This window comes from Variovorax sp. PEI5, from assembly GCF_056679935.1.
Map to the genome: position 1 here is coordinate 3,067,269 of NZ_CM155257.1, position 20,889 is coordinate 3,088,157.

16 protein-coding genes are annotated in these 20,889 nt (G+C 64.6%); 9 read left to right on the forward strand and 7 right to left on the reverse strand.

Features of this window, described 5'->3' with window-relative positions:
• Window positions 1-85: 85 nt before the first annotated feature.
• Window positions 86-910 (reverse strand): NAD-dependent protein deacetylase, encoded by an 825-nt coding sequence (locus AC1MLT_RS14090; RefSeq protein ID WP_481032826.1) that lies wholly within the window; start codon window positions 908-910, stop codon window positions 86-88.
• Between the two features lie 112 nt (window positions 911-1,022).
• Between AC1MLT_RS14090 and AC1MLT_RS14095 the strand changes: the two genes are divergently transcribed.
• Together AC1MLT_RS14095 and AC1MLT_RS14100 are read left to right on the forward strand one after the other, a co-directional pair.
• Window positions 1,023-3,158, forward strand: coding sequence for a molybdopterin-containing oxidoreductase family protein (locus AC1MLT_RS14095; RefSeq protein ID WP_481032827.1), 2,136 nt, complete (start codon window positions 1,023-1,025; stop codon window positions 3,156-3,158).
• Window positions 3,155-4,264: an aminopeptidase gene (locus AC1MLT_RS14100; protein WP_481032828.1), complete on the forward strand. Its 1,110-nt coding sequence runs from the start codon at window positions 3,155-3,157 to the stop codon at window positions 4,262-4,264. The genes AC1MLT_RS14095 and AC1MLT_RS14100 overlap by 4 nt, the downstream gene beginning before the upstream one ends.
• On the opposite strand, the gene AC1MLT_RS14105 is transcribed toward AC1MLT_RS14100, so the two are convergent.
• From AC1MLT_RS14105 to AC1MLT_RS14130, 6 genes are all read right to left on the reverse strand, one after another.
• Window positions 4,247-4,507 carry an acyl-CoA-binding protein gene (locus AC1MLT_RS14105; protein ID WP_481032829.1) on the reverse strand — a complete coding sequence of 87 codons (261 nt, stop codon included), beginning with the start codon at window positions 4,505-4,507 and terminating at the stop codon, window positions 4,247-4,249. The two genes, AC1MLT_RS14100 and AC1MLT_RS14105, sit on opposite strands and share 18 nt — an antisense overlap.
• Before the next feature lie 81 nt (window positions 4,508-4,588).
• Window positions 4,589-5,449, reverse strand: a complete 861-nt coding sequence (locus AC1MLT_RS14110) for a hypothetical protein (RefSeq protein WP_481032830.1) — start codon at window positions 5,447-5,449, stop codon at window positions 4,589-4,591.
• A 38-nt stretch (window positions 5,450-5,487) separates the two neighbouring features.
• Window positions 5,488-6,162, reverse strand: coding sequence for a TetR/AcrR family transcriptional regulator (locus AC1MLT_RS14115; RefSeq protein ID WP_481032831.1), 675 nt, complete (start codon window positions 6,160-6,162; stop codon window positions 5,488-5,490).
• A gap of 110 nt (window positions 6,163-6,272) precedes the next feature.
• Window positions 6,273-6,713: a phasin family protein gene (locus tag AC1MLT_RS14120; RefSeq protein ID WP_481032832.1), complete on the reverse strand. Its 441-nt coding sequence runs from the start codon at window positions 6,711-6,713 to the stop codon at window positions 6,273-6,275.
• 82 nt (window positions 6,714-6,795) lie between these two features.
• Complete coding sequence (gene gmd, locus AC1MLT_RS14125; RefSeq protein ID WP_481032833.1) at window positions 6,796-7,926, reverse strand: GDP-mannose 4,6-dehydratase; 1,131 nt, start codon at window positions 7,924-7,926, stop codon at window positions 6,796-6,798.
• A 7-nt stretch (window positions 7,927-7,933) separates the two neighbouring features.
• Window positions 7,934-9,379, reverse strand: a complete 1,446-nt coding sequence (locus AC1MLT_RS14130) for a mannose-1-phosphate guanylyltransferase/mannose-6-phosphate isomerase (RefSeq protein ID WP_481032834.1) — start codon at window positions 9,377-9,379, stop codon at window positions 7,934-7,936.
• Between the two features lie 332 nt (window positions 9,380-9,711).
• Between AC1MLT_RS14130 and rfbB the strand changes: the two genes are divergently transcribed.
• The 7 genes from rfbB (at window position 9,712) to AC1MLT_RS14165 (ending at window position 20,881) form a co-directional block, all read left to right on the forward strand.
• Window positions 9,712-10,794, forward strand: coding sequence for a dTDP-glucose 4,6-dehydratase (gene rfbB / locus AC1MLT_RS14135; protein ID WP_296309551.1), 1,083 nt, complete (start codon window positions 9,712-9,714; stop codon window positions 10,792-10,794).
• Window positions 10,791-11,681, forward strand: a complete 891-nt coding sequence (rfbD, locus tag AC1MLT_RS14140; protein WP_296309554.1) for a dTDP-4-dehydrorhamnose reductase — start codon at window positions 10,791-10,793, stop codon at window positions 11,679-11,681. Before rfbB ends, rfbD begins: the two co-directional genes overlap by 4 nt.
• 82 nt (window positions 11,682-11,763) lie before the next feature.
• On the forward strand, window positions 11,764-12,654 hold the full coding sequence (gene rfbA / locus AC1MLT_RS14145; RefSeq protein ID WP_296309556.1) for a glucose-1-phosphate thymidylyltransferase RfbA: 891 nt from the start codon (window positions 11,764-11,766) through the stop codon (window positions 12,652-12,654).
• Window positions 12,651-13,199 carry a dTDP-4-dehydrorhamnose 3,5-epimerase gene (gene rfbC, locus AC1MLT_RS14150; RefSeq protein WP_481032835.1) on the forward strand — a complete coding sequence of 183 codons (549 nt, stop codon included), beginning with the start codon at window positions 12,651-12,653 and terminating at the stop codon, window positions 13,197-13,199. Before rfbA ends, rfbC begins: the two co-directional genes overlap by 4 nt.
• 250 nt (window positions 13,200-13,449) lie before the next feature.
• Window positions 13,450-16,794, forward strand: coding sequence for a glycosyltransferase (locus AC1MLT_RS14155; protein ID WP_481032836.1), 3,345 nt, complete (start codon window positions 13,450-13,452; stop codon window positions 16,792-16,794).
• Between the two features lie 10 nt (window positions 16,795-16,804).
• Window positions 16,805-17,959 carry a glycosyltransferase family 4 protein gene (locus AC1MLT_RS14160; RefSeq protein ID WP_481032837.1) on the forward strand — a complete coding sequence of 385 codons (1,155 nt, stop codon included), beginning with the start codon at window positions 16,805-16,807 and terminating at the stop codon, window positions 17,957-17,959.
• Window positions 17,960-18,349: 390 nt separating this feature from the next.
• Window positions 18,350-20,881, forward strand: coding sequence for a glycosyltransferase family 2 protein (locus AC1MLT_RS14165; protein WP_481032838.1), 2,532 nt, complete (start codon window positions 18,350-18,352; stop codon window positions 20,879-20,881).
• Window positions 20,882-20,889: the final 8 nt, after the last annotated feature.

The window sequence follows — 20,889 nt, forward strand, 5'->3', positions numbered from 1 at the left end:
GTGGCCGATCGATCGAATGCCGATTCGCCGATCGATGTCGGGCGCGTCCGGCCACCCCTGCCAACGTCCTTTCGCCACTGCCCTCTCACGTCGCGAGCGACTTCGCCAGGCCTTCCAGTGTCTCCCCCACCGACCGCTCGACCTTGAGGTCGAACAGGTCGTCGGCCCGGGTGCGGCCCAGGTTGACGGCGGCGATGGGCTTGCCGGCCTTGGCGGCCGCCTGCACGAAGCGGAAGCCGGAATAGACCATCAGCGAGGAGCCGGCGACCAGCATCGCGTCGGCGGCCTCGAGGGCGGCGAAGGCGGTGGCGATGCGCTCGCGCGGCACGTTCTCGCCGAAGAACACCACATCGGGCTTGAGCATGCCGCCGCAGATCGGGCAGTCGGGCACGTCGAAGCCGGAGAAGTCGAGGCCGTCGAGGTCGGCATCGCCATCGGGCGCGGCCTTGGCTTCGAGTTCGGCCCAGGCCGGATTGCGGCGCCGCAGCTCGGCCTGGAACAGCGGCCGCGGCGTGCGGGCTTCGCAGCCCAGGCAGCGGATGGTGTCGATGCGGCCATGCAGGTCGATGGTGCGCCGGCTGCCGGCGGCCTCGTGCAGGCCGTCGACGTTCTGGGTCAGCAGCAGCTCGACGCGGCCGGCGTCCTCCAGGTGCGCGAGCGCGCGATGGGCGGCGCCCGGCCGCGCGTGCGCCATGGTCGGAAACCCGACCAGGCTGCGGGCCCAGTAGCGCCGCCGCGTGGCTTCCTCGCCGGTGAAGGCCTGGAAGGTCACGGGCGAGGGACGCTTCCATTCGCCGCGCACGTCGCGATAGTCGGGAATGCCCGATTCGGTGCTGCAGCCGGCGCCGGTGAGGACGAACAGGCGGGGATGGCGGGCGGTGAAGTCGGCGAGCGCGGCGGTGGGATCCATGACGGGAGTAGGCCGCTCGGCCGGGTGCCGGCATGCAGGCGGTTTCCCCTGGCGGTGGTCAGCCGGCGCATCGGTTCGCACCCGGACGGACCGATGAATTTAGACTGGCGCGATGACCGCTCCCCTGGCCGCTTCCGCCTCCACCTCCGGGTTCCCCGCGCCCGGCGCCGACGACGGCGTCGCCGCCAGCGTGCTCGGCGCCTGTCCGCACGACTGTCCCGACACCTGCTCGTTCGTGACCACGGTGCGCGACGGCGCCGCCGTGCGGCTGCAGGGCAATCCCGCGCATCCCCACACCGGCGGCGTGCTGTGTACCAAGGTGTCGCGCTACCTGGAGCGCTGCGCGCACCCCGAGCGGCTGCTGCAGCCACTGCGTCGCGTCGGCGCCAAGGGCGAGGGCCGGTTCGAGCCGGTGAGCTGGGACGACGCGCTCGACGACATCGCCGCGCGCCTGCGCGCCCTGGCCGCCGACACGGCGGCCGGTGGCGCCGAGACCATCCTGCCCTACAGCTATGCCGGCACCATGGGCCTGGTGCAGGGCGAGTCGATGGACCGGCGCTTCTTCCACCGGCTCGGCGCCTCGCAGCTCGATCGCACCATCTGCGCCTCGGCCGGCGCGGAAGCTCTGACGATGACGCTCGGCGGCAAGGTCGGCATGCGCGTCGAGCATTTCGCCGAGTCGCGGCTGATCCTGATCTGGGGCAGCAACTCGATCGGCAGCAACCTGCACTTCTGGCGCCACGCGCAGGCCGCCAGGCGCGCCGGCGCGAAGCTGGTGTGCATCGATCCGCGCCGCTCCGAGACGGCCGACAAGTGCGACGAGCACATCGCGTTGCTGCCCGGCACCGATGCCGCGCTGGCCTTCGCGCTGATGCACCAGCTGATCGTCGAGGACCTGCTGGACCACGACTACATCGAGCGCCACACGCTCGGCTGGGCCGCCCTGCGCGAGCGCGCGCTGCAGTGGCCGCCGGCGCGCGCGGCTGCCGTGTGCGGCGTGCCGGAAGCGCAGATCGTGGCGCTGGCGCGCGACTACGGGCGCATCGGGCCCGCCGCGATCCGCCTGAACTACGGCATGCAGCGCGTGCGCGGCGGCGGCAACGCGGTGCGCGCGGTGGCCTGCCTGCCGGCGCTGGTGGGCGCCTGGCGCCATCGCGCGGGCGGCCTGCTGATGAGCGCGTCGAGCCATTTCCCGGTCGATCGCGCGGCCCTGCAGCGACCCGACCTCATGCCCGCCGGTCGGCCGCCGCGCACCCTCAACATGAGCCGCATCGGCGAGGTGCTCGCGGGCGATGCCGATGCCCTGGGCGGCGGCCCGCCGGTGCGCGCGCTGGTGGTCTACAACAGCAACCCGGTGGCCGTGGCGCCGGACTCCGCCAGCGTGGTGGCCGGCTTCGCGCGCGAGGACCTCTTCACCGTCGTGCTCGAGCAGTTCCGCACCGACACCGCCGACCACGCCGACTACCTGCTGCCGGCCACGGTGCAGATCGAGCACTGGGACATCCACACCAGCTATGGCCACACCGACGTGCTGCTCAACCGGCCCGCCGTCGCCCCGCGCGGCGCGGCGCGCAGCAACGCCTGGGTGTTCCGCGAGCTGGCGCGGCGCCTGGACTTCGACGAACCCTGCTTCCGGGACGACGACGAGACCCTGTGCCGCAGCGCCTTCGCGCCCGGCGTGGTCGACTTCGATCGCCTGCTGGCGCATGGCTTCGCCAGCCTGGCGCTGCCGGAGGCGCCATTCGCCGAGGGGCGCTTCCCGACGCCCTCGGGGCGCTGCGAGTTCTGGAGCGACCGGCTGGCCGCGCGCGGCGTGGACGGGTTGCCCGACCACCTGCCCAACCACGAGCCGATCGGCAGCTCGACCGAGTTCCCGCTCGCCATGATCTCGCCGCCGGCGCGCAACTTCCTGAACTCGACCTTCGTCAACGTCACCAGCCTGCGCGCCATCGAGGTCGAGCCGGTGCTGGAGATGCATGCCGACGATGCCGCCGCGCGCGGCATCGAGGACGGCGCGATGGTGCGCGTCTTCAACCGCCGTGGCGAGCATCGCTGCCGCGCCGAGGTCTCGCGCCGGGCGCGCCCGGGCGTGGTCAACGGCCTGGGCATCTGGTGGCGCAAGTTCGGGGTCGATGGCACCAACGTCAACCAGCTCACCAGCCAGCGCCTGACCGACCTGGGCCGGGCGCCGACCTTCTACGACTGCCTGGTCGAGGTGGAACGGCTGGCCGGGGGCGCGGCGGCGTGAGGCGGGCGGGCCGGATCGCCGCCGCCGCCGCGCTGGCGGGCCTCGTCGCGCTGGCGCTGAGCGCCTGCGGCAACCTGGGCTACTACTGGCAGTCGGCCCAGGGCCACGTCGACCTGCTGCGCGCGGCGCGGCCGGTGTCGCAGTGGATCGCCGATCCGTCGACCAGCGAGGCGCTGCGGGCCAAGCTCGCACTCACCCAGCGCATCCGCCGCTTCGCCGTCGACGAGCTGGCGCTGCCCGACAACCGCAGCTACACCGGCTATGCCGACCTGCAGCGCAACGCGGCGGTCTGGAACGTGGTCGCGGCGCCGCCATATTCGCTGACGCTCAAGACCTGGTGCTTTCCGGTCGCGGGCTGCGTCGGCTATCGCGGCTACTACGCCGAGGCCGATGCCCGCGCCGAGGCCGAGGCCCAGGGGGCCCAGGGCCTGGAGACGGCGGTCTATCCGGTGCCGGCCTACTCGACGCTCGGCTGGCTCGACTGGGCCGGCGGCGACCCGCTGCTCAACACCTTCATCGGCTATCCCGAGGGCGAGCTGGCGCGATTGATCTTCCACGAGCTGTCGCACCAGGTGGTCTACGTGCCGGGCGACACGCTGTTCAACGAGTCGTTCGCGACGGCGGTCGAGCGCCTGGGCGGCATGCGCTGGCTCGACGAGCGCGCCGGCGACGCGGCGCGCGCCGAGTACGCGCAGTTCGACGCCCGGCGGCGCCAGTTCCGCGCCCTCACGCTGGCGACGCGGCGACGCCTGCAGGCGGTCTACGACACGCCCGCCGCCCGCGCCGGCGACGTCGCCATGGTCGAGCCGATGAAGCAGGCGGCGATGGAGACCTTCCGGTCCGACTTCGCCGCGTTGCGCGCGACCTGGCCGCCGCAGCGGCAGGCCGCCTACGACGGCTGGGTCCGGCGCGCCAACAACGCCATGTTCGGCGCCCAGGCCGCCTATGACGAACTGGTGCCGGCGTTCGAGGCGCTGTTCGAGCGCGAGGGCCGCGACTGGCCGCGCTTCCACGCCGAGGTGCGCCGCATCGCCGCGCTGCCCGCGGGCGAGCGGCGACGCGCGCTGCCGGCGCTGGCGCCGACGGCCTCAGCCGGCGCGCAGTGAGTCGATCAGCTCGATGTACTTGCGCTTGGCCTCGTCGGCCGACACGCCCTTGTGCGAGGACCAGGCGTCCCACTTGGCACGCGCCACGAAGTCGCTGAAGCTCGGCCGCTTGGCGGTGTTGTCGCCTTGCGTCGCCTGCTTGAACAGGCCGTAGATCTTCAGGAGCGTGGGGTTGTCGGGCCGTTCGGTCAGCAGCTTGGAGTTGGCCTGGGCGGCATCGAAGAGGGCGTTCAGATCGGACATGGAGGAGCGGGAGGAGCGGAAAAAGCGGGAAGAACGGAGGAAATGGAGGACGGGACGGCCGGGAGGATGCGCGGGCGTGCTTCAGCCGATGTTCGCGGTGCGCGCCAGTTCGGCGTCCAGGCGCTCGCGCGCGTCGGCCGGGGTGATGGCGGCGGCCCTTTCGTAGAGCCGGCCGGCCTCGTCGATCTTCGCATCCCCTTCGAGCATCATCAGGCCCCGGGCGTATTCCATCCAGCCGCTGGCGGAATGGGAGTTGAGCGCGACGCCGCGCTCGAACATGGCGATGGCGGTCTCGGCGCGCACGCCATAGGTCATGCGCCCGACCAGCGTGCCGACCTTGTCGATCACCTCGGCATGGAACGCGCCCAGCGCGATGTGCGCATCCGCGTGCAGCGGTTCCAGCGCGACGACGCGTTCCAGCACCTCCTTGATGCGGCCGCCCAGGCCCTGGGCCAGCGCCCGCGCCACGCTGATGCCCTGGCTGTAGCGCCCGAGCGCGTAGGCCTCCCAGAACAGGGCCTGCGGATCGTCGGGATTGCGCGCGACCTGGGCGGCGGCGCGTTCGGCGACCTGCAGGAACAGGGCCAGGCGCGCCGATTCGCGCGGCTCCAGGTAGTTGGCGTAGATGGCGGTGGCCTGGTTGGCCAGCGTGAGGCCCTCGGGGCCCTGGAGCAGGCCGGATGCCGCGGCGCTCTCGAACTGACCCGTGTGATAGAGCATCCAGCCGTCGATCAGGGCCGACGAGGAGGGCAGCGGCAGGGCCTGGCCGGCATGCAGCCGCGCCCAGCGCGACAGCAGGGTGTCGGCGTCGAAGCGCGGCACGTCGGGGTAGGGCATCGCCAGCCAGGGGCCGATCGCCGGCTCGACCACCGGCGCGTTGGGGGGGCCGCCCCGCGTGCCGCCCTGCAGGAAGCCCAGGGGTCTGAAGTTCGTGATGGGCATGGGGTCGCGAGTCTCCGGGGTGGGTGCGTCGCAGCCGTTCATGCGGCCATGGCGAGGTCGTCGCGGTCGTAGGCGCTGCTCAGTGCGAGCAGGTGCCGGCGCTGCGCCGGGGCGAGATAGGGCGTCAGGAGGTGCAGGGTGTGGTGCGCGCCGCGCAACAGCGCCGCCTGCGCGTGCGCGGGCTCCAGCGCCTCGCGCGGATTGCGCACGTATTCGTAGCTCAGCCAGTAGGTCAGCACGACCACCATGCTCTGGGCCAGCATGCCGACCTCCCGCGTGTCGATGTCGAGGTGGCCGGCCCGGACCATGCCGCCGAGCATGGCGCGCACGGCATCGGTCTTGTTCTGCAGCACGTTCTGGAACCGCATCTCCAGGTGCCAGTTCTTGCTCAGCAGGTCGTTCAGGTCGCGATAGAGGAAGCGATAGCGCCACAACAGCTCGAACAGGCTGTGCATGAAGAACCAGGCGTCCTCCACGTCCCGCACGCCCTCGCTGGCGTGCAGCAGCTCGTCGAGCTCGAGCTCGTAGGCCTCGCACAGGCGGTTGATGAGCTCCTCCTTGGCCGGGTAGTGGTAGTAGAGATTGCCGGGGCTGATGTTGAGCTCGCCGGCCACCAGCGTGGTCGAGACGTTGGGCTCGCCAAAGCGGTTGAACAGGTCCAGCGCCGCCTCGAGGATGCGCTCTGCAGTGCGTCTAGGCGCCTTCTTGGCCATGATGGTGCCCCGGTTGATAGCTCCAGGACACTCTAGCTCAACTGTTACCTTTCAGGTGCACGGCCCCGGTCTGGTGCCGGGTAAGTCCGCATAGGCGCGGCGACCGTTCGTCAGGGTGCCTCGTCCTCGGGCTCCCGGCGGCGCGCTGCGCGGGCGCCGGCGCGTGGCTTCGACAGGGCGTCGAGTTCGTCCTCCAGTTCCTCCACCCGCGCCTTCAGGGCCGCGAACTCCTCGGCCGTGGGAATGCCCAGGCTCGTCAGCGCGCGCGCCACGCGTTCCTCGAAGATGTTCTCCAGCTTGCCCCAGCCGCCCGAGGCCTTGCTGCCGATCTCGCTGGCCAGGCCGGCCATGCGCGCCTGCGCCTCGGCCAGCGTCTCCTGGGCCGCCTGCTGCGTCTTCTTCTGGATGCCGACGCCATCCTTCACCAGGGCCTCGAACGCCTTGCTGCCTTCCTGCTGCATCTTGGCGAACGCGCCGAGCCCGGCCAGCCAGATCTGCTGGGCCGAGTCCTTGATGCGCTCGGCGGCCTTGTCTTCTTCAGGGGTTGCCATGAATTACGTGCTCCTTGAATGCGATGAGGGGACGCGCACGGTGCGTGCGCGTCCCCTCAGTTTGGCAGGCCGGCAACGCGGATCAGTTTTCCTTGCTCACCGACACGTTATAGCCATGCTTCTGCAGCAGCGAATGGCGGCGCGAGACCTCCAGGTCGCCCGCGACCATCTCGGCGACCATCTCGTCGAGCGTGATCTCCGGGATCCAGCCGAGCTGTTCCTTGGCCAGCGTGGCGTCGCCCAGCAGCGTCTCGACCTCGGCCGGACGAAAGTAGCGGGCATCGACCGAGACGATGACGTCGCCGACCTGCACGCCCGGCGCCTTGTCGCCGGAGATCGCGCGCACGACCGCCTTCTCCTCGACACCGCGGCCGACGAAGTCGAGCTCGATGCCCAGCTCGGCGGCCGACTTGCGCACGAAGTCGCGCACGCTGTACTGGACGCCGGTGGCGATCACGAAGTCCTGCGCCTCCTCCTGCTGCAGCATCATCCACTGCATGCGCACGTAGTCCTTGGCATGGCCCCAGTCGCGCAGGGCGTCGAGGTTGCCGACGAACAGGCACTTCTCCAGGCCCTGGGCGATGTTGCACAGGCCGCGCGTGATCTTGCGCGTCACGAAGGTCTCGCCGCGGCGCGGGCTCTCGTGGTTGAACAGCACGCCGTTGCAGGCGTACATGCCGTAGGCCTCGCGGTAGTTCTTGGTGATCCAGTAGGCGTAGAGCTTGGCCACGCCATAGGGGCTGCGCGGATAGAAGGGCGTGCTCTCGCGCTGCGGGATCTCCTGCACCAGGCCGTAGAGCTCGCTGGTGCTGGCCTGGTAGAAGCGCGTCTTGTCCTGCAGGCCGAGGAGGCGCACGGCCTCCAGCAGGCGCAGGGTGCCGATGGCGTCGACGTCGGCCGTGTACTCGGGGGCCTCGAAGCTCACCGCCACGTGGCTCTGCGCGCCGAGGTTGTAGATCTCGTCGGGCTGCACCTGCTGCACGATGCGCGTCAGGTTGCTGGTGTCGGTCAGGTCGCCGTAGTGCAGGTGCAGGCGGCGGTTCTGCTCGTGCGGGTCCTGGTACAGGTGGTCGATGCGGTCGGTGTTGAACGAGGACGCGCGGCGCTTGATGCCGTGCACCTCGTAACCCTTCTCGAGCAGGAATTCGGCGAGGTAGGAGCCGTCCTGGCCCGTGATGCCGGTGATGAGGGCTTTTTTGGGAGTCGTGGTCATTGTTGTTTTATTTTGCGCGAGCGTTGAGGGGGGTGACGCGGCCATAGGTGTCGTCGAAACGCACGATGTCGTCCTCGCCCAGGTAGCCGCCGGACTGCACCTCGATGACCTCGAGCATGAGCTTGCCCGGGTTCTCCAGGCGGTGCACGGTGCCCAGGGGGATGTAGACCGATTCGTTCTCGCGCACCAGGATCGTCTCCTCGTCGCGCGTGACCTTGGCCGTGCCCTTGACGACCACCCAGTGCTCGGCGCGGTGGTGATGCATCTGCAGCGACAGCTTGGCGCCCGGCTTGACGGTCAGGCGCTTGACCTGGAAGCGCTCGCCCGAATCGACGCCGTCATAGGCGCCCCACGGACGCGCGACGCGGCGGTGCTCGACGGCTTCGAGGCGGCCTTCGCGGTTGAGCATGCTCACCACGTCCTTGACCTGCTCGGCGTACTTGACGTTGGCCACCAGCACGGCGTCCTGGGTGTCCACGATGATCAGGTCCTCGGTGCCCAGGGCCACCACCGGACGGATCGGCGCATGCACGAAGGTGTTGCGGGCGTTCAGCGCGCTGGCCATGCCGTTGAGGCGGTTGCCGGCGTCGTCGGCCGGGTACAGGTTGGCCACCGCGTTCCAGCTGCCGACGTCGCTCCAGGCGCCATCGAAGCGCAGCACGGCGATGTCCTTGTGCTTCTCCAGCACCGCGTAGTCGATGCTCTCGCTGCGGCAGGCCGCGAAGGGCTCGCGGTTCAGGCGCACGAAGGTGCCATCGGTGGCGGCGCCGGCCGTGGCCTGCTGGCAGGCGGCCAGGATGTCCGGGGCCTGCTGGCGCAGGGCCTCGATCAGGGTGCCCGCGCGCACCAGGAAGATGCCGGCGTTCCACAGGAAGCCGCCCTTGAGCAGCATCGACTGGGCGACGTCCTCGGTCGGCTTCTCGACGAAGCGCACCACGGCGTTGCCGGCCGGGGCTTCCGCATCGGCGGCGCCGGTCAGGGCCGCGCCGGTCTCGATGTAGCCATAGGCGGTGCTCGGGAAGGTCGGAACGATGCCGAAGGTGACGATGTGGCCGGCCAGGGCAGCGGCGGCGCCGGCGCGCACGGTCTCGGCGAAGCGTTCGGCATCGGGGATGTGATGGTCGGCCGGCGCGAACAGCAGCAGGTCGTCGCTGTCGGCGAGCAGCGCGGCCGCGGCCATGGCGGCGGCGGTGTTGCGGCCGACCGGCTCGAGGATCTGCTTGCCCGACACCTTGGCGGCGTCGATCGCCTCCTGAACCAGGAAGCGATGGTCCTCGGACGCCATGCAGGTGATGACGTCGTTGAGGCTGCGCAGGCGCTCGAGCGTCATCTGCAGCAGGCTCTTGCCATCGATGAGCGGGGTGAACTGCTTGGGCAGCGCCTTGCGCGAGAGCGGCCACAGGCGCGTGCCGTTGCCGCCACAGAGAACAACTGGATGAATGGAAGTGGTCATGAGCAATGATCGGTCTGGATGGACGGGTTGTGGAGCAGTCATGCGCATCGTCGTCCGCGATACATGACTTGGTGACAACTTAATACAAAAGAACGCGTACTGTAACGCTCAATTGTTTCTTAAGCCTTGCCAGTGAATCGTGAAAGTCGGATGAAAGAGGTCATGATTCGGCTGAAAGTCACGGATGTTGAACAAATGCAGGGCCGTCTGAGCCACTGCGCTTTAAGGCCAACTGACTAGTTTTGTCAGATTTCGATCCGGAGCCCTTGTGGATAATCGCCTGCTGGGCCACCGGATCGGGGGTCATACAAGTCAACAGGACACAATTCCACATGATTCTGGTCACAGGCGGCGCCGGCTTTATCGGTGCCAATTTCGTTCTCGACTGGCTCGCGCAAGGCAAGGAACCGGTCGTCAACCTCGACAAGCTTACCTACGCCGGCAACCTCCAGACACTGTCGTCGCTCGATGGCAACGCTTCGCACATTTTCGTTCAGGGCGATATTGGTGATAACGCGCTCCTCGATCGCCTGCTCGCCGAGCACCGGCCGCGCGCCATCGTGAACTTCGCCGCCGAGTCGCATGTCGACCGTTCGATCCATGGCCCGGAAGACTTCGTGCAGACCAATGTGCTGGGTACTTTCCGGTTGCTCGAAGCCACGCGCGGCTACTGGAACACGCTGCCTCCAGAGGAGAAAGCTGCCTTCCGCTTCCTGCACGTCTCGACCGACGAGGTGTATGGCTCGCTGTCGGCGACCGACCCGGCCTTCACCGAGGAACACACCTACGAACCCAACAGTCCGTACTCGGCCAGTAAGGCGGCCAGCGACCATCTGGTGCGGGCCTGGCACCACACCTACGGGCTGCCGGTGCTCACAACCAATTGTTCCAACAATTACGGGCCGTTCCATTTCCCGGAGAAGCTCATTCCCCTCATGATCGTCAATGCGCTCGCCGGCAAGCCCCTGCCGGTCTATGGCGACGGCATGCAGGTGCGCGACTGGCTCTACGTCAAGGACCACTGCAGCGCCATCCGCCGCGTGCTCGAGGGCGGGCGCCTGGGCGAGACCTACAACGTCGGCGGCTGGAACGAGAAGCCCAACATCGACATCGTCAACATCGTCTGCGGCCTGCTCGACGAACTCCGTCCGCGCGCCGACGGCAAGCCCTACGCCGAGCAGATCACCTACGTCACCGACCGGCCCGGCCACGACCGCCGCTATGCCATCGACGCGCGCAAGCTGGAGCGCGAGCTCGGCTGGAAGCCCGCCGAGACCTTCGAGTCGGGCATCCGCAAGACGGTGGAGTGGTATCTCGCCCATGGCGAATGGGTGCGCAACGTGCAGAGCGGCGCCTATCGCGAATGGGTGGAGAAGCAGTACGACCACGCAGCCGACCCCAAGGCCGCCGCATGAAGCTGCTGCTGCTGGGCAAGGGCGGACAGGTGGGCTGGGAACTCCAGCGCAGCCTCGCTCCGCTGGGTGAAGTCGTCGCGCTTGATCACGACAGCCAGGAATACGCCGCCGATTTCAGCGAGCCGGACGCATTGGCCGAGACCGTGCTGCGGGTACGCCCCGACGTCATCGTCAATGCCGCCGCGCACACCGCGGTCGACAAGGCCGAGAGCGAGCCCGAATTCGCGCGCAAGCTCAACGCCACCGCGCCGGGTGTCGTCGCCCGGGCGGCCGACCGCATCGGCGCGCTGCTCGTGCACTATTCCACCGACTACGTGTTCGACGGCAGCGGCAGCGCGCCCTGGACGGAGGAGGCCGCCACGGGCCCTCTGAGCGTCTATGGCCTCACCAAGCTCGAGGGCGAGCAACTGGTGGCGCAACACTGCGCCAGGCACCTGATCCTGCGCACCAGCTGGGTCTATGCCGCGCGCGGTGGCAATTTCGCCAAGACCATGCTGCGCCTGGCGAAGGAGCGCGAGCGTCTGACCGTCATCGACGACCAGTTCGGCGCTCCGACCGGCGCCGAACTGCTGGCCGATGTCACGGCCCATGCGATCGGCGACATCCTGCGCGATCCGTCGAAGGCCGGGCTCTATCACGCCGTGGCCGGCGGTGAGACCAGCTGGCACGGCTATGCGCGCTTCGTGCTCGAGCAGGCGCGCGCCGCCGGTGTCGAACTCAAGGCCGGACCCGATGCCGTCGACGCCGTGCCGACCAGCGCCTTCCCGACGCCGGCGCGACGCCCGCAGAATTCGCGTCTCGACACCCGTCGGCTGCAGTCGACCTTCGGCCTGGTGCTGCCCGACTGGCGACTCGGCGTGGCACGCATGCTGCAAGAGACACTCTGATCGACATGCCGGCAGTGACCCCGTGGTCACATCCACCTCCCGCCAGAAACCCCGACCCACGAGACAAGAGACACGAAACGCAATGACGACCTCACGTAAAGGCATCATCCTGGCCGGCGGTTCCGGAACACGCCTGCACCCGGCCACGCTGGCCGTCAGCAAGCAGCTGCTGCCGGTCTACGACAAGCCCATGATCTATTACCCGCTGAGCACCCTGATGCTCGGTGGCATCCGCGACGTCCTGATCATCAGCACGCCGCAGGACACGCCGCGCTTCCAGCAGCTGCTGGGCGACGGCAGCCAGTGGGGCATGAACCTGCAGTATGCGGTGCAGCCGAGCCCGGACGGCCTGGCACAGGCCTTCATCATCGGCGACGCGTTCATCGGCGACTCGCCGAGCGCCCTGGTGCTGGGCGACAACATCTTCTACGGTCACGACTTCGCCCATCTGCTGGCGGACGCCGATCGCAAGGAGTCCGGCGCCACCGTCTTCGCCTATCACGTCCATGATCCGGAACGCTATGGCGTCGTGGCCTTCGACACGGACGGCCGGGCCAGCAGCATCGAGGAGAAGCCCAAGGTGCCCAAGAGCAGCTATGCCGTGACCGGCCTCTACTTCTACGACAACCAGGTGGTCGACATCGCCAAGGCCGTGAAGCCGAGCGAGCGCGGCGAGCTGGAGATCACGGCCGTCAATCAGGCGTACCTCGACATGGGCCGGCTGAACGTGCAGATCATGCAGCGCGGCTATGCCTGGCTGGACACCGGCACGCACGAGAGCCTGCTGGAGGCGGGCCAGTTCATCGCCACGCTGGAGCATCGCCAGGGCCTGAAGATCGCCTGCCCGGAGGAGATCGCGTGGCGCGCCGGGTTCATCGACAAGGAGCAGCTGGCCCGCCTGGCCGCGCCGCTGCAGAAGAACGGCTATGGCAAGTACCTGAACCACCTGCTGGCCGAAGGAGTGCGCTCGTGAAGGTCACCGCGACCCGGATCCCCGACGTCCTCGTCTTCGAGCCCAAGGTGTTCGGCGATGCGCGGGGCTTCTTCATGGAGAGCTTCAACAGCCGGGTCTTCGACGACGCCGTGGGCCGGCATGTGGAGTTCGTCCAGGACAACCATTCGCGCTCCGCCAGAGGCGTGCTGCGCGGCCTGCACTACCAGATCCAGCAGGCGCAGGGCAAGCTGGTGCGGGTGACGAGCGGTGCCGTGTTCGACGTCGCGGTCGACATCCGCCGGACGTCCGCCACGTTCGGCCAGTGGGTCGGGGTGGAATTGAGCGCCGACAACCATCGGCAGCTCTGGGTGCCACCCGGTTTCGCGCATGGCTTCCTGGTCCTCAGCGAGAGCGCCGACTTCCTCTACAAGACCACCGACTACTACGCGCCGGCGCACGAGCGCAGCATCCTGTGGAGCGATCCGGGGGTGGGGATCGAATGGCCGGATGTCGGGCAGCCGCCCCAACTCTCCGGGAAGGACGCGTCTGGAAAACTGCTTGCCGAAGCTGATCTCTTCGAATGAACGTCGGCCCATCAAAGATGGACGCGTTCATCCGAAGCCCCGCCTACCGATAGATGGACTGAATGCCGGAGGTCGGAGTCCAGGCTGGAACTGACGGCGTCGAGCGATCGGCACTCCATCCAGGATGGGAAATCCGTTTTTGAATCGATTGAACTCCATCGAGCGTCATGGTTTCTCTTCTCAATTAAAAAACACGCGATTCGGGGCCGGCTGGCTGATCCGAAGACCGCCAACGCAATTGCATGCTTAAATGAAATCAGAACAGTCCAGCGTCGCCGACATACCCTGTCTTCCCGTCGAGGCGTTCAAAAAGCCAACCACGCCAGTCACCTCCGCCTGGATCGAGCACACCCCCTTCGTCTTCTGGTTGATGCAAGCGGCTCGACCTGCGGTGTTCGTCGAGTTGGGTACCTTGCATGGGGTCTCGTACTTCACGTTCTGCGAAGCGGTGCAGCTGTTCGGCACGGGAACCAAATGCTTCGCGGTCGATACCTGGCAGGGAGATGACCACACTGGTCTTTACGGCGAGGAAGTGTGGAAGCATGTCCAGGACCTGAACCGGCATTACACGTCGTTCTCGACGCTTCTGCGAAAAACGTTCGACGATGCGCTGCCCTCGGTCGCGGATGGGGTCGTGGATGTGCTGCATGTCGACGGTCGTCATTTCTACGAGGACGTCAAGCACGACTTCACGAGTTGGATCCCCAAGCTGTCGAATTCGGCAATCGTTATTTTTCATGACATCAACGTTCATGAGAAAAATTTCGGTGTGGCGCGTTATTGGGCTGAATTGAAGCGGCACTATCCGAGCTTCGAGTTCTTGCATGGTAATGGACTGGGTGTGTTGGCATTCGGTCCCGAAATTCCGTCCGCGGCACGTCGGCTTTTCGATCTGAGCGAAGCCGATGCCACCAATGTCAAGATTGCCTATTCACGCTTGGGATCCGCGGTCTCGAACGAGCTCGAATTGGTGCACGAGCGTTCCATGGTGGAGCGTTTGCGGAAGGATGTTTCCATCATCCAGGCCGACGCAGCCGTGCTCAATCAGGAGATCGGTCGACTCCATGGCGAGCAGGCTCACGCGGCGGAACTGACGTCGACGATCGAATCCGAGAGAGCGGCTCACCAGGCGCAATTGAGCCGGGTGCAAGCCGACATCGACGAGCTTCAAAAGGCTTTGCAGTCATCGACTTCACTGGCGGAGTCCTATCGATTGTTGCAAGCCGCGATGGATGCGGTGACGCACGAGAAGCATGGATCGCGACAACGCCTTGAGGAACTCGAAAAAACGCTCAAGACGCGCAACGAACTGATCGTCGGTCTGCATTCGGAGGTCTCGAGGATCAGCCGCGCAGGTCTCGAACGCAGATTGCAGGAGCTGGAACGCCAGAACGATGCCCTGGTACGAGAAAAGGAAAAACTCGAATTCCAGTCCAGCAACCTTCGAGCCAACAGGGCGAAGATCTATGCGTCCCGTAGCTGGCGATTCATGGCTTCCTTCAGGAAGTTGGGCGCGCTCTACCGGTTTGCGCGCAAGTCGAAGAAAGGTGCCTATGCCCGCGGACCCGTCGAGCGGCTGCGCGAAATCGTCCGCGCGCAAAGGACGATCAAGACGCTGGCCGGCCTGAACGTCTTCGACAGCCAGTGGTACGAAGAGGCATACCCGGATGTCGTTCGCGCCGGCATCGATCCGTTGACGCACTACGTCTATTACGGTGTCGTCGAGAATCGACGCCCGATGAGATCGTTCGATACCGGTTGGTACGTCGAGCATTATCCGGACGTGGTGGCCGCAGGAATCAATCCCTTTCTGCACTATGCCATGTTCGGCGTCGCGGAGCGTCGAAATCCGTGCCAGGAATTCGATACGGAATGGTATCTGTCCAATAACAGGGATGTGGGCGCCTCCGGCGTCAATCCCTTGGTCCATTTCGAAAAGTTCGGCCATGCCGAGGGTCGGCTGCCCCGGCCAGCGCTCCCTTCGTCCTTCATGGAAATGATAGAAGGACCTGCCAGAGCGCCGGGCAGCGCCAGACACTTTGCCTTCATGCCGCTCATCTCGATTGTCATGCCGGTGTACAACGTGGCCGCCAAATGGTTGGCTCTGGCGGTGCAATCCGTGGAAAGGCAAACCTACCCCAACTGGGAACTGTGCATCTGCGACGATGGCTCGAAGAATGCCGACACGTTGGAGGAATTGACCCGTCTGGAGCGCCGCGGAGGACGCATCCGGGTCTTCAAGTCACCTCGAAATGGAGGCATTTCCGCCGCGACCAACCATGCGATGGCCCAGAGTTCGGGGGACTACATCACGTTCCTGGACAACGATGACGAACTCTCCACCGTCGCACTCGAGACCTATGTCCGGAAATTAAACGTCGATCCGGAGATCGACGTCTTCTACAGCGACGAAGCCAAGCTCGACGAGAACGGTGTGGCGGAAGAGCCGTTTTACAAACCGGATTGGTCACCCTCGATGTTGCGGGAGGTGATGTATGTGGGACATCTGCTGATGGCTCGCAAGGACCTGATCGAAGCAGTCGGCGGACCGGACTCTCAGTTCGATGGCGTCCAGGATTTCGAATTCGCACTGCGTCTGACCGAAAAAGCCAGGAAGGTCATGCATGTGGGCAAGATCCTTTATTACTGGCGCCGCATCCCGGGCAGCGTGGCTTCGCACAGCGAGGCCAAGCCTGATCTGACGATCAAGCAAGCAGCGGCTGTGAACCAGCATCTGCGCCGTATGAACATCGATGCGGTGGCCATTCCCAACCCCCGGCATTCTCATCGCCTGATCGTTCAGCCGAAACCCCGCAGAGATTGGCCAAAGGTCTCGATCGTGATCCCCAGCAAGGATGCGCCGCATCTGATCTCGCGCTGCCTGGAATCGATTTTCGAGAAGACGTCGTATCGGAACTTCGAAGTCATCGTCGTCGACAACGGGACGACCGACCCGGCGGCCTTGAAGGCATTGGCTTCCCACGACATCCAGAAGGTCGACCTGCCGGGATCGTTCAATTTCTCACGCGCCAACAATCGTGGTGTCGAGATGGCGACGGGCGAATACCTGATCCTGCTGAACAACGACACCGAAGTGATCCAGGCCGACTGGATCGAGCAGATGCTCTTCTTGCTGGAGGATTCGACGGTGGCAGCGGTAGGGCCGATGTTGCTTTATCCCGATCACACGATCCAGCATGCAGGCGTGGCGCTTGGACTGCGAGGTACGGCGGACCACGTGCTGCGCGGACTGCCGCGTGACGCGGATGGGTACTTCGGCTCGTTGGTGTGCACGCGTGAGGTATCCGCAGTGACTTTCGCCTGCGTGATGTTGCGCAAGGCCGATTACATCAACGCCCATGGCCTGGACGAGCTTTATCAGACGCATTATCAGGATGTGGATCTCTGTTTGAAGCTGATTGAGGATGGAAGAAGGATCCTCTACACGCCACGATCGGTTCTTGTCCATCACGAAAGCGCCACGCGAGGCCCCAAATACGATGCAGTCGACCGAATGCTGTTCCTGGACAGCTGGGGCAGCCATATCGCACGCGGTGATCCCTATTCGCGTTGGGAGAACGAAGCGAGGCGATAGGACTAAAAAAATGAATATCTTGTTTGTGTGCCACAACGGCATTGCCACCAACAGCGGCACCCATGTCAGCAACATCGCCACAGCCCTCGGGAAATTGGGTCTCGATGTGGTTGCGGCAGTGCCCGACGACAACCTCGTCACATCACGATCCCCGACAACGTGCAAAGTCATTTCCTGGAGTGAGGCTGAAATCCATCGCTTCGCCGATGGCGGGAAGGCTGATTTCATCCATGCCTGGACACCACGGCAGCATGTTGCCCGCAGGACGAGGTCGCTGGCTTCATTGCATGATTGCAATTACCTAGTGCATCTCGAAGACAACGAGTACGTCGTGACGTCGTCGCAGCTGGGTATCACTCCTGGAGACCTGATGTCCAGGTCGCAGGAATTGAAGATTCCGGAAATGCTCGCCGACCCGGAGGACATGCACGAGTTCATCGCGACCTCGGCTGGCGTGACGGTTCTCATCAAGAGCCTGTTGGAATTCAAGCCGTCCAACCTGCCTGGCATCGAGATATGGCCCTCAGCGGAGAAGGAGATCTTTCAACCTAGGGCGGCTGATACCGCATTGCGTCGAAGTCTGGCAATTCCAGATGATTCCAAAGTCGTGGTCTACCATGGCAACGTGCATGCAGCGAATGTAGAGGAAGTCCGTTCCCTGTATCTGGCTGTTGCGGCACTGGCGCGCGATGGAAGAAGGATCACGCTTGTCAGGTTGGGTGAGGATTACGCTGAATTGGTGACTGATTCCCTGAAGTCGGTCGAGGCTCATGTTGTCAGAGTGGCATTCCAGCCCAGGGAACGCTTGCCGGACTATCTCGCGTTGGCCGACTTGTTTGTTCAGCCAGGCCGAGTCGACGAATTCAACATCTATAGATTTCCATCCAAGCTGCCCGAGTTTTTCGCGATGGGCAAGCCTGTGATCATGCCCGCCACCAATCTCGGACACGCCTTGGTCCATGGTCAGAACGCCTTCTTGCTGCGCAAGGGCGACGGTCTGGAGATCGCCAATGCCATGGCCCGGATCTTCGATGACGAAGGTCTGGCCACCGTGCTGGGCCAGGGAGCCAAGGACTTTTTCGACCAGAACCTGAGTTGGGACCGAAGCGCTGCCAAGCTCGAAAAGTTTTATGGCAATGTCTCGGGGATGCTGGGCGGTTGGTGATCTCCGGTTCGAGTTCGAGAACCTAGTCAAGTACGCCAGAACTCCTTGGAGCGAATCTTCATGGATTTCGATAGAGTTCCGCGGTGTGCGATGCGATGAATGGCTTGGATCGAGCCCCGTCTTCATCGATCGGCGTGGCGACGGAGCATCGAATCCATTGTCGAATCTGTCAGCATTCAACATTCGGTCCGCTGGGAAGGCGGGCGATGCGCTGCTTTTCTTAAAGCGCTTGGTTTCGGAGGGCGGTGTCTTCGGCGGCTTCGTTTTCAAAGGGGTCAACCCTATTGTCCATTGCGGATGGCCTGAGCCGAATGGTGCTGCAGCGGGTCGATCGTCCATTTCATCCGTGATGCCCGAGCGCCGGAATTTATCTTCATTCAAACGAATCGCATGACGTCAGACTCCCTCCCTCCCTCTGCTGCATTCCGACCCGAACTCGTCAGAGACCCTGCCTTCTGGCGCGCCTTGGGTCCCGCATTCGAATGGCATCATGCACGCTTGCTGGTTCTTTTTCTTGGCAGCGATCAGAGACAGGCGGCGATGCATTGGCAAGCATGCTTCCCCGATGCTCGATGCGTCGTGACATGGGATGTGTCCTTGCCGATGCAGACCGATCATGAAGCGTTCGATAGTGTGATCGATGTGTCCGGACGGGCGCATGCGGAAGCCGTGGCAACGTTTCAACTGATCTTTTCGAACCTGCCGGATACCGGTGTCTACGTCTTCGCCGGTCAGAGCATCCGAGGGTTGTTGGGCGCACTCGACGTCGAGGGCAATGCGGCGGTGATGGACCAAGTTCAGGCCATGGATTTCGCGCATGGCCTGTGCATCGTGCGCAAGGGGCCGTCGAGCGTTGCCGGCAGACGATCGACGCAGACGATCCATGTGGAGGACAACGAGCGCGAAGCTTATCGGCTGTCAGCCGAGGTCGTGCGGCTGCGCGGCGAGGTGGCGCGTGAAACCGAAGCATTGCGGCGTGCCACGGTCGCACATGCGCAGAAGCTGGATGAAATTCACGCGTCGACGAGTTGGCGCGTGACCACACCGCTGCGCTGGGCCGGGACGCAGGTACTGCGCGGACGTGGCGCCATCAGATTGTTCAATACGATGCGTGAGCATCAGCAGGGCACGCTGGGTGCGGTACGCCAGGGTGTGCGCACGTTGCGACGGGTTGGTTTGAATGGCCTGTCTCAAGCCGTCGTGGAACGGGCAAAGCCGCCGGAGGATTACCAGGAATGGGTCCGCCGCTACGACACGCTGGATGATGACGAACGCATCCGGCTATCGGAACTGGTCCGCTCGATGCCGCTGCAGCCCCTGATATCCATACTGATGCCGGTTTACAACCCTGGACTGGAGTGGCTGGAGCGAGCCATCGCATCGGTACAGGCACAGATCTATTCGCATTGGGAACTCTGCATCGCCGATGATGCTTCGCCAGACCCCGCAGGGCGCGAGGCCCTGGCCCGTCTGGCGAGCGAGGATGACCGGATCAAGATCGTTCATCGCGCGCGGAATGGCCATATCTCGGCGGCCTCCAACAGTGCATTGACGCTGGTCACTGGCGAATGGACCGCATTGATGGACCAGGACGATCTCTTGCCGGCCCATGCCTTGGCGTGGGTGGCCCACGCCATCAATGAACATCCGGAAGCACAGTTGATCTATTCGGACGAAGACAAGGTCGACGACGATGACCGACGCTTCGATGCTTATTTCAAGCCCGACTGGAATCTCGACTTGCTGCGGTCGCAAAACGTGTTTTCCCATCTGGGGGTCTATCGGACGCAGCTTCTGCGCGATGTGGGTGGTTTCCGAGAAGGTTTCGAGGGGGCGCAGGACCACGACCTCGTATTGCGCTGTGTTGAGCGCATCCGCCCGGATCAGATCCATCACATTCCGAAGGTGCTCTATCACTGGCGCGTGCATGCTGAGAGCACGGCGAGTTCGGCCGACGCAAAGCCCTACGCACAGATTGCCGGGGAAAAGGCGCTCAATGAGCATTTTCAACGCAGCGGCATCCAGGGCCATTTCGAATCGCTGGGTCACGGCTATCGGGCGCATTACGATCTGCCAGAGCATCTCCCCTTGGTATCGCTGATCATTCCAACGCGCAACGCGGTGGAGCTGGTTCGTCAATGCGTCGACAGCATCGTGCTTCTGACGACCTATAAAAACTACGAAATAATCATCGTTGACAATGGCTCCGACGACAGGGAGGCGATCGATTATTTCAAGTCGCTGTCGGAGCGAGACGGATTCAAGGTCATCAGAGACGACGGCGAGTTCAATTATTCCGCGCTCAACAACAAGGCCGTGGCAGCCTCATCCGGGCAAGTGATCGGATTAATCAACAATGACATCGAAGTCATTTCTCCCGACTGGCTTTCCGAAATGGTGTCGATCGCGCTTCAGCCTGGTGTCGGGGCCGTTGGCGCGAAACTGTGGTATCCCGACGAAACGCTACAGCACGGTGGTGTGATACTGGGCGTGGGCGGTGTCGCCAATCATTCTCACAAGAAGTTGTCGCGGGGCCGCAAGGGATATTTTGGTCGTGCCGACTTGATTCAATCTTTTTCTGCTGTTACTGCCGCCTGTTTGCTCGTTTCCAGAAGAAATTACGAAGCAGTTGGTGGCCTGAATGAGATTGATCTGAAAGTGGCTTTCAATGATGTCGATTTTTGCTTGCGCCTACGCGAACTTGGCTTGAGAAGCGTATGGACGCCCTATGCTGAACTTTTCCACCATGAATCGGCAACGCGTGGCGAAGATGTCAAGCCGGAAAAGCGCGAGCGATTTCTGTCTGAAGTGAATTACATGATGAACCGCTGGAGTGGGATTTTGAACCGTGATCCAGCGTATAACCCCAACCTCACGCTTGTGCATGAAGATTTCAGTCTGGCTTGGCCACCAATAACCTAAAGAGGGTT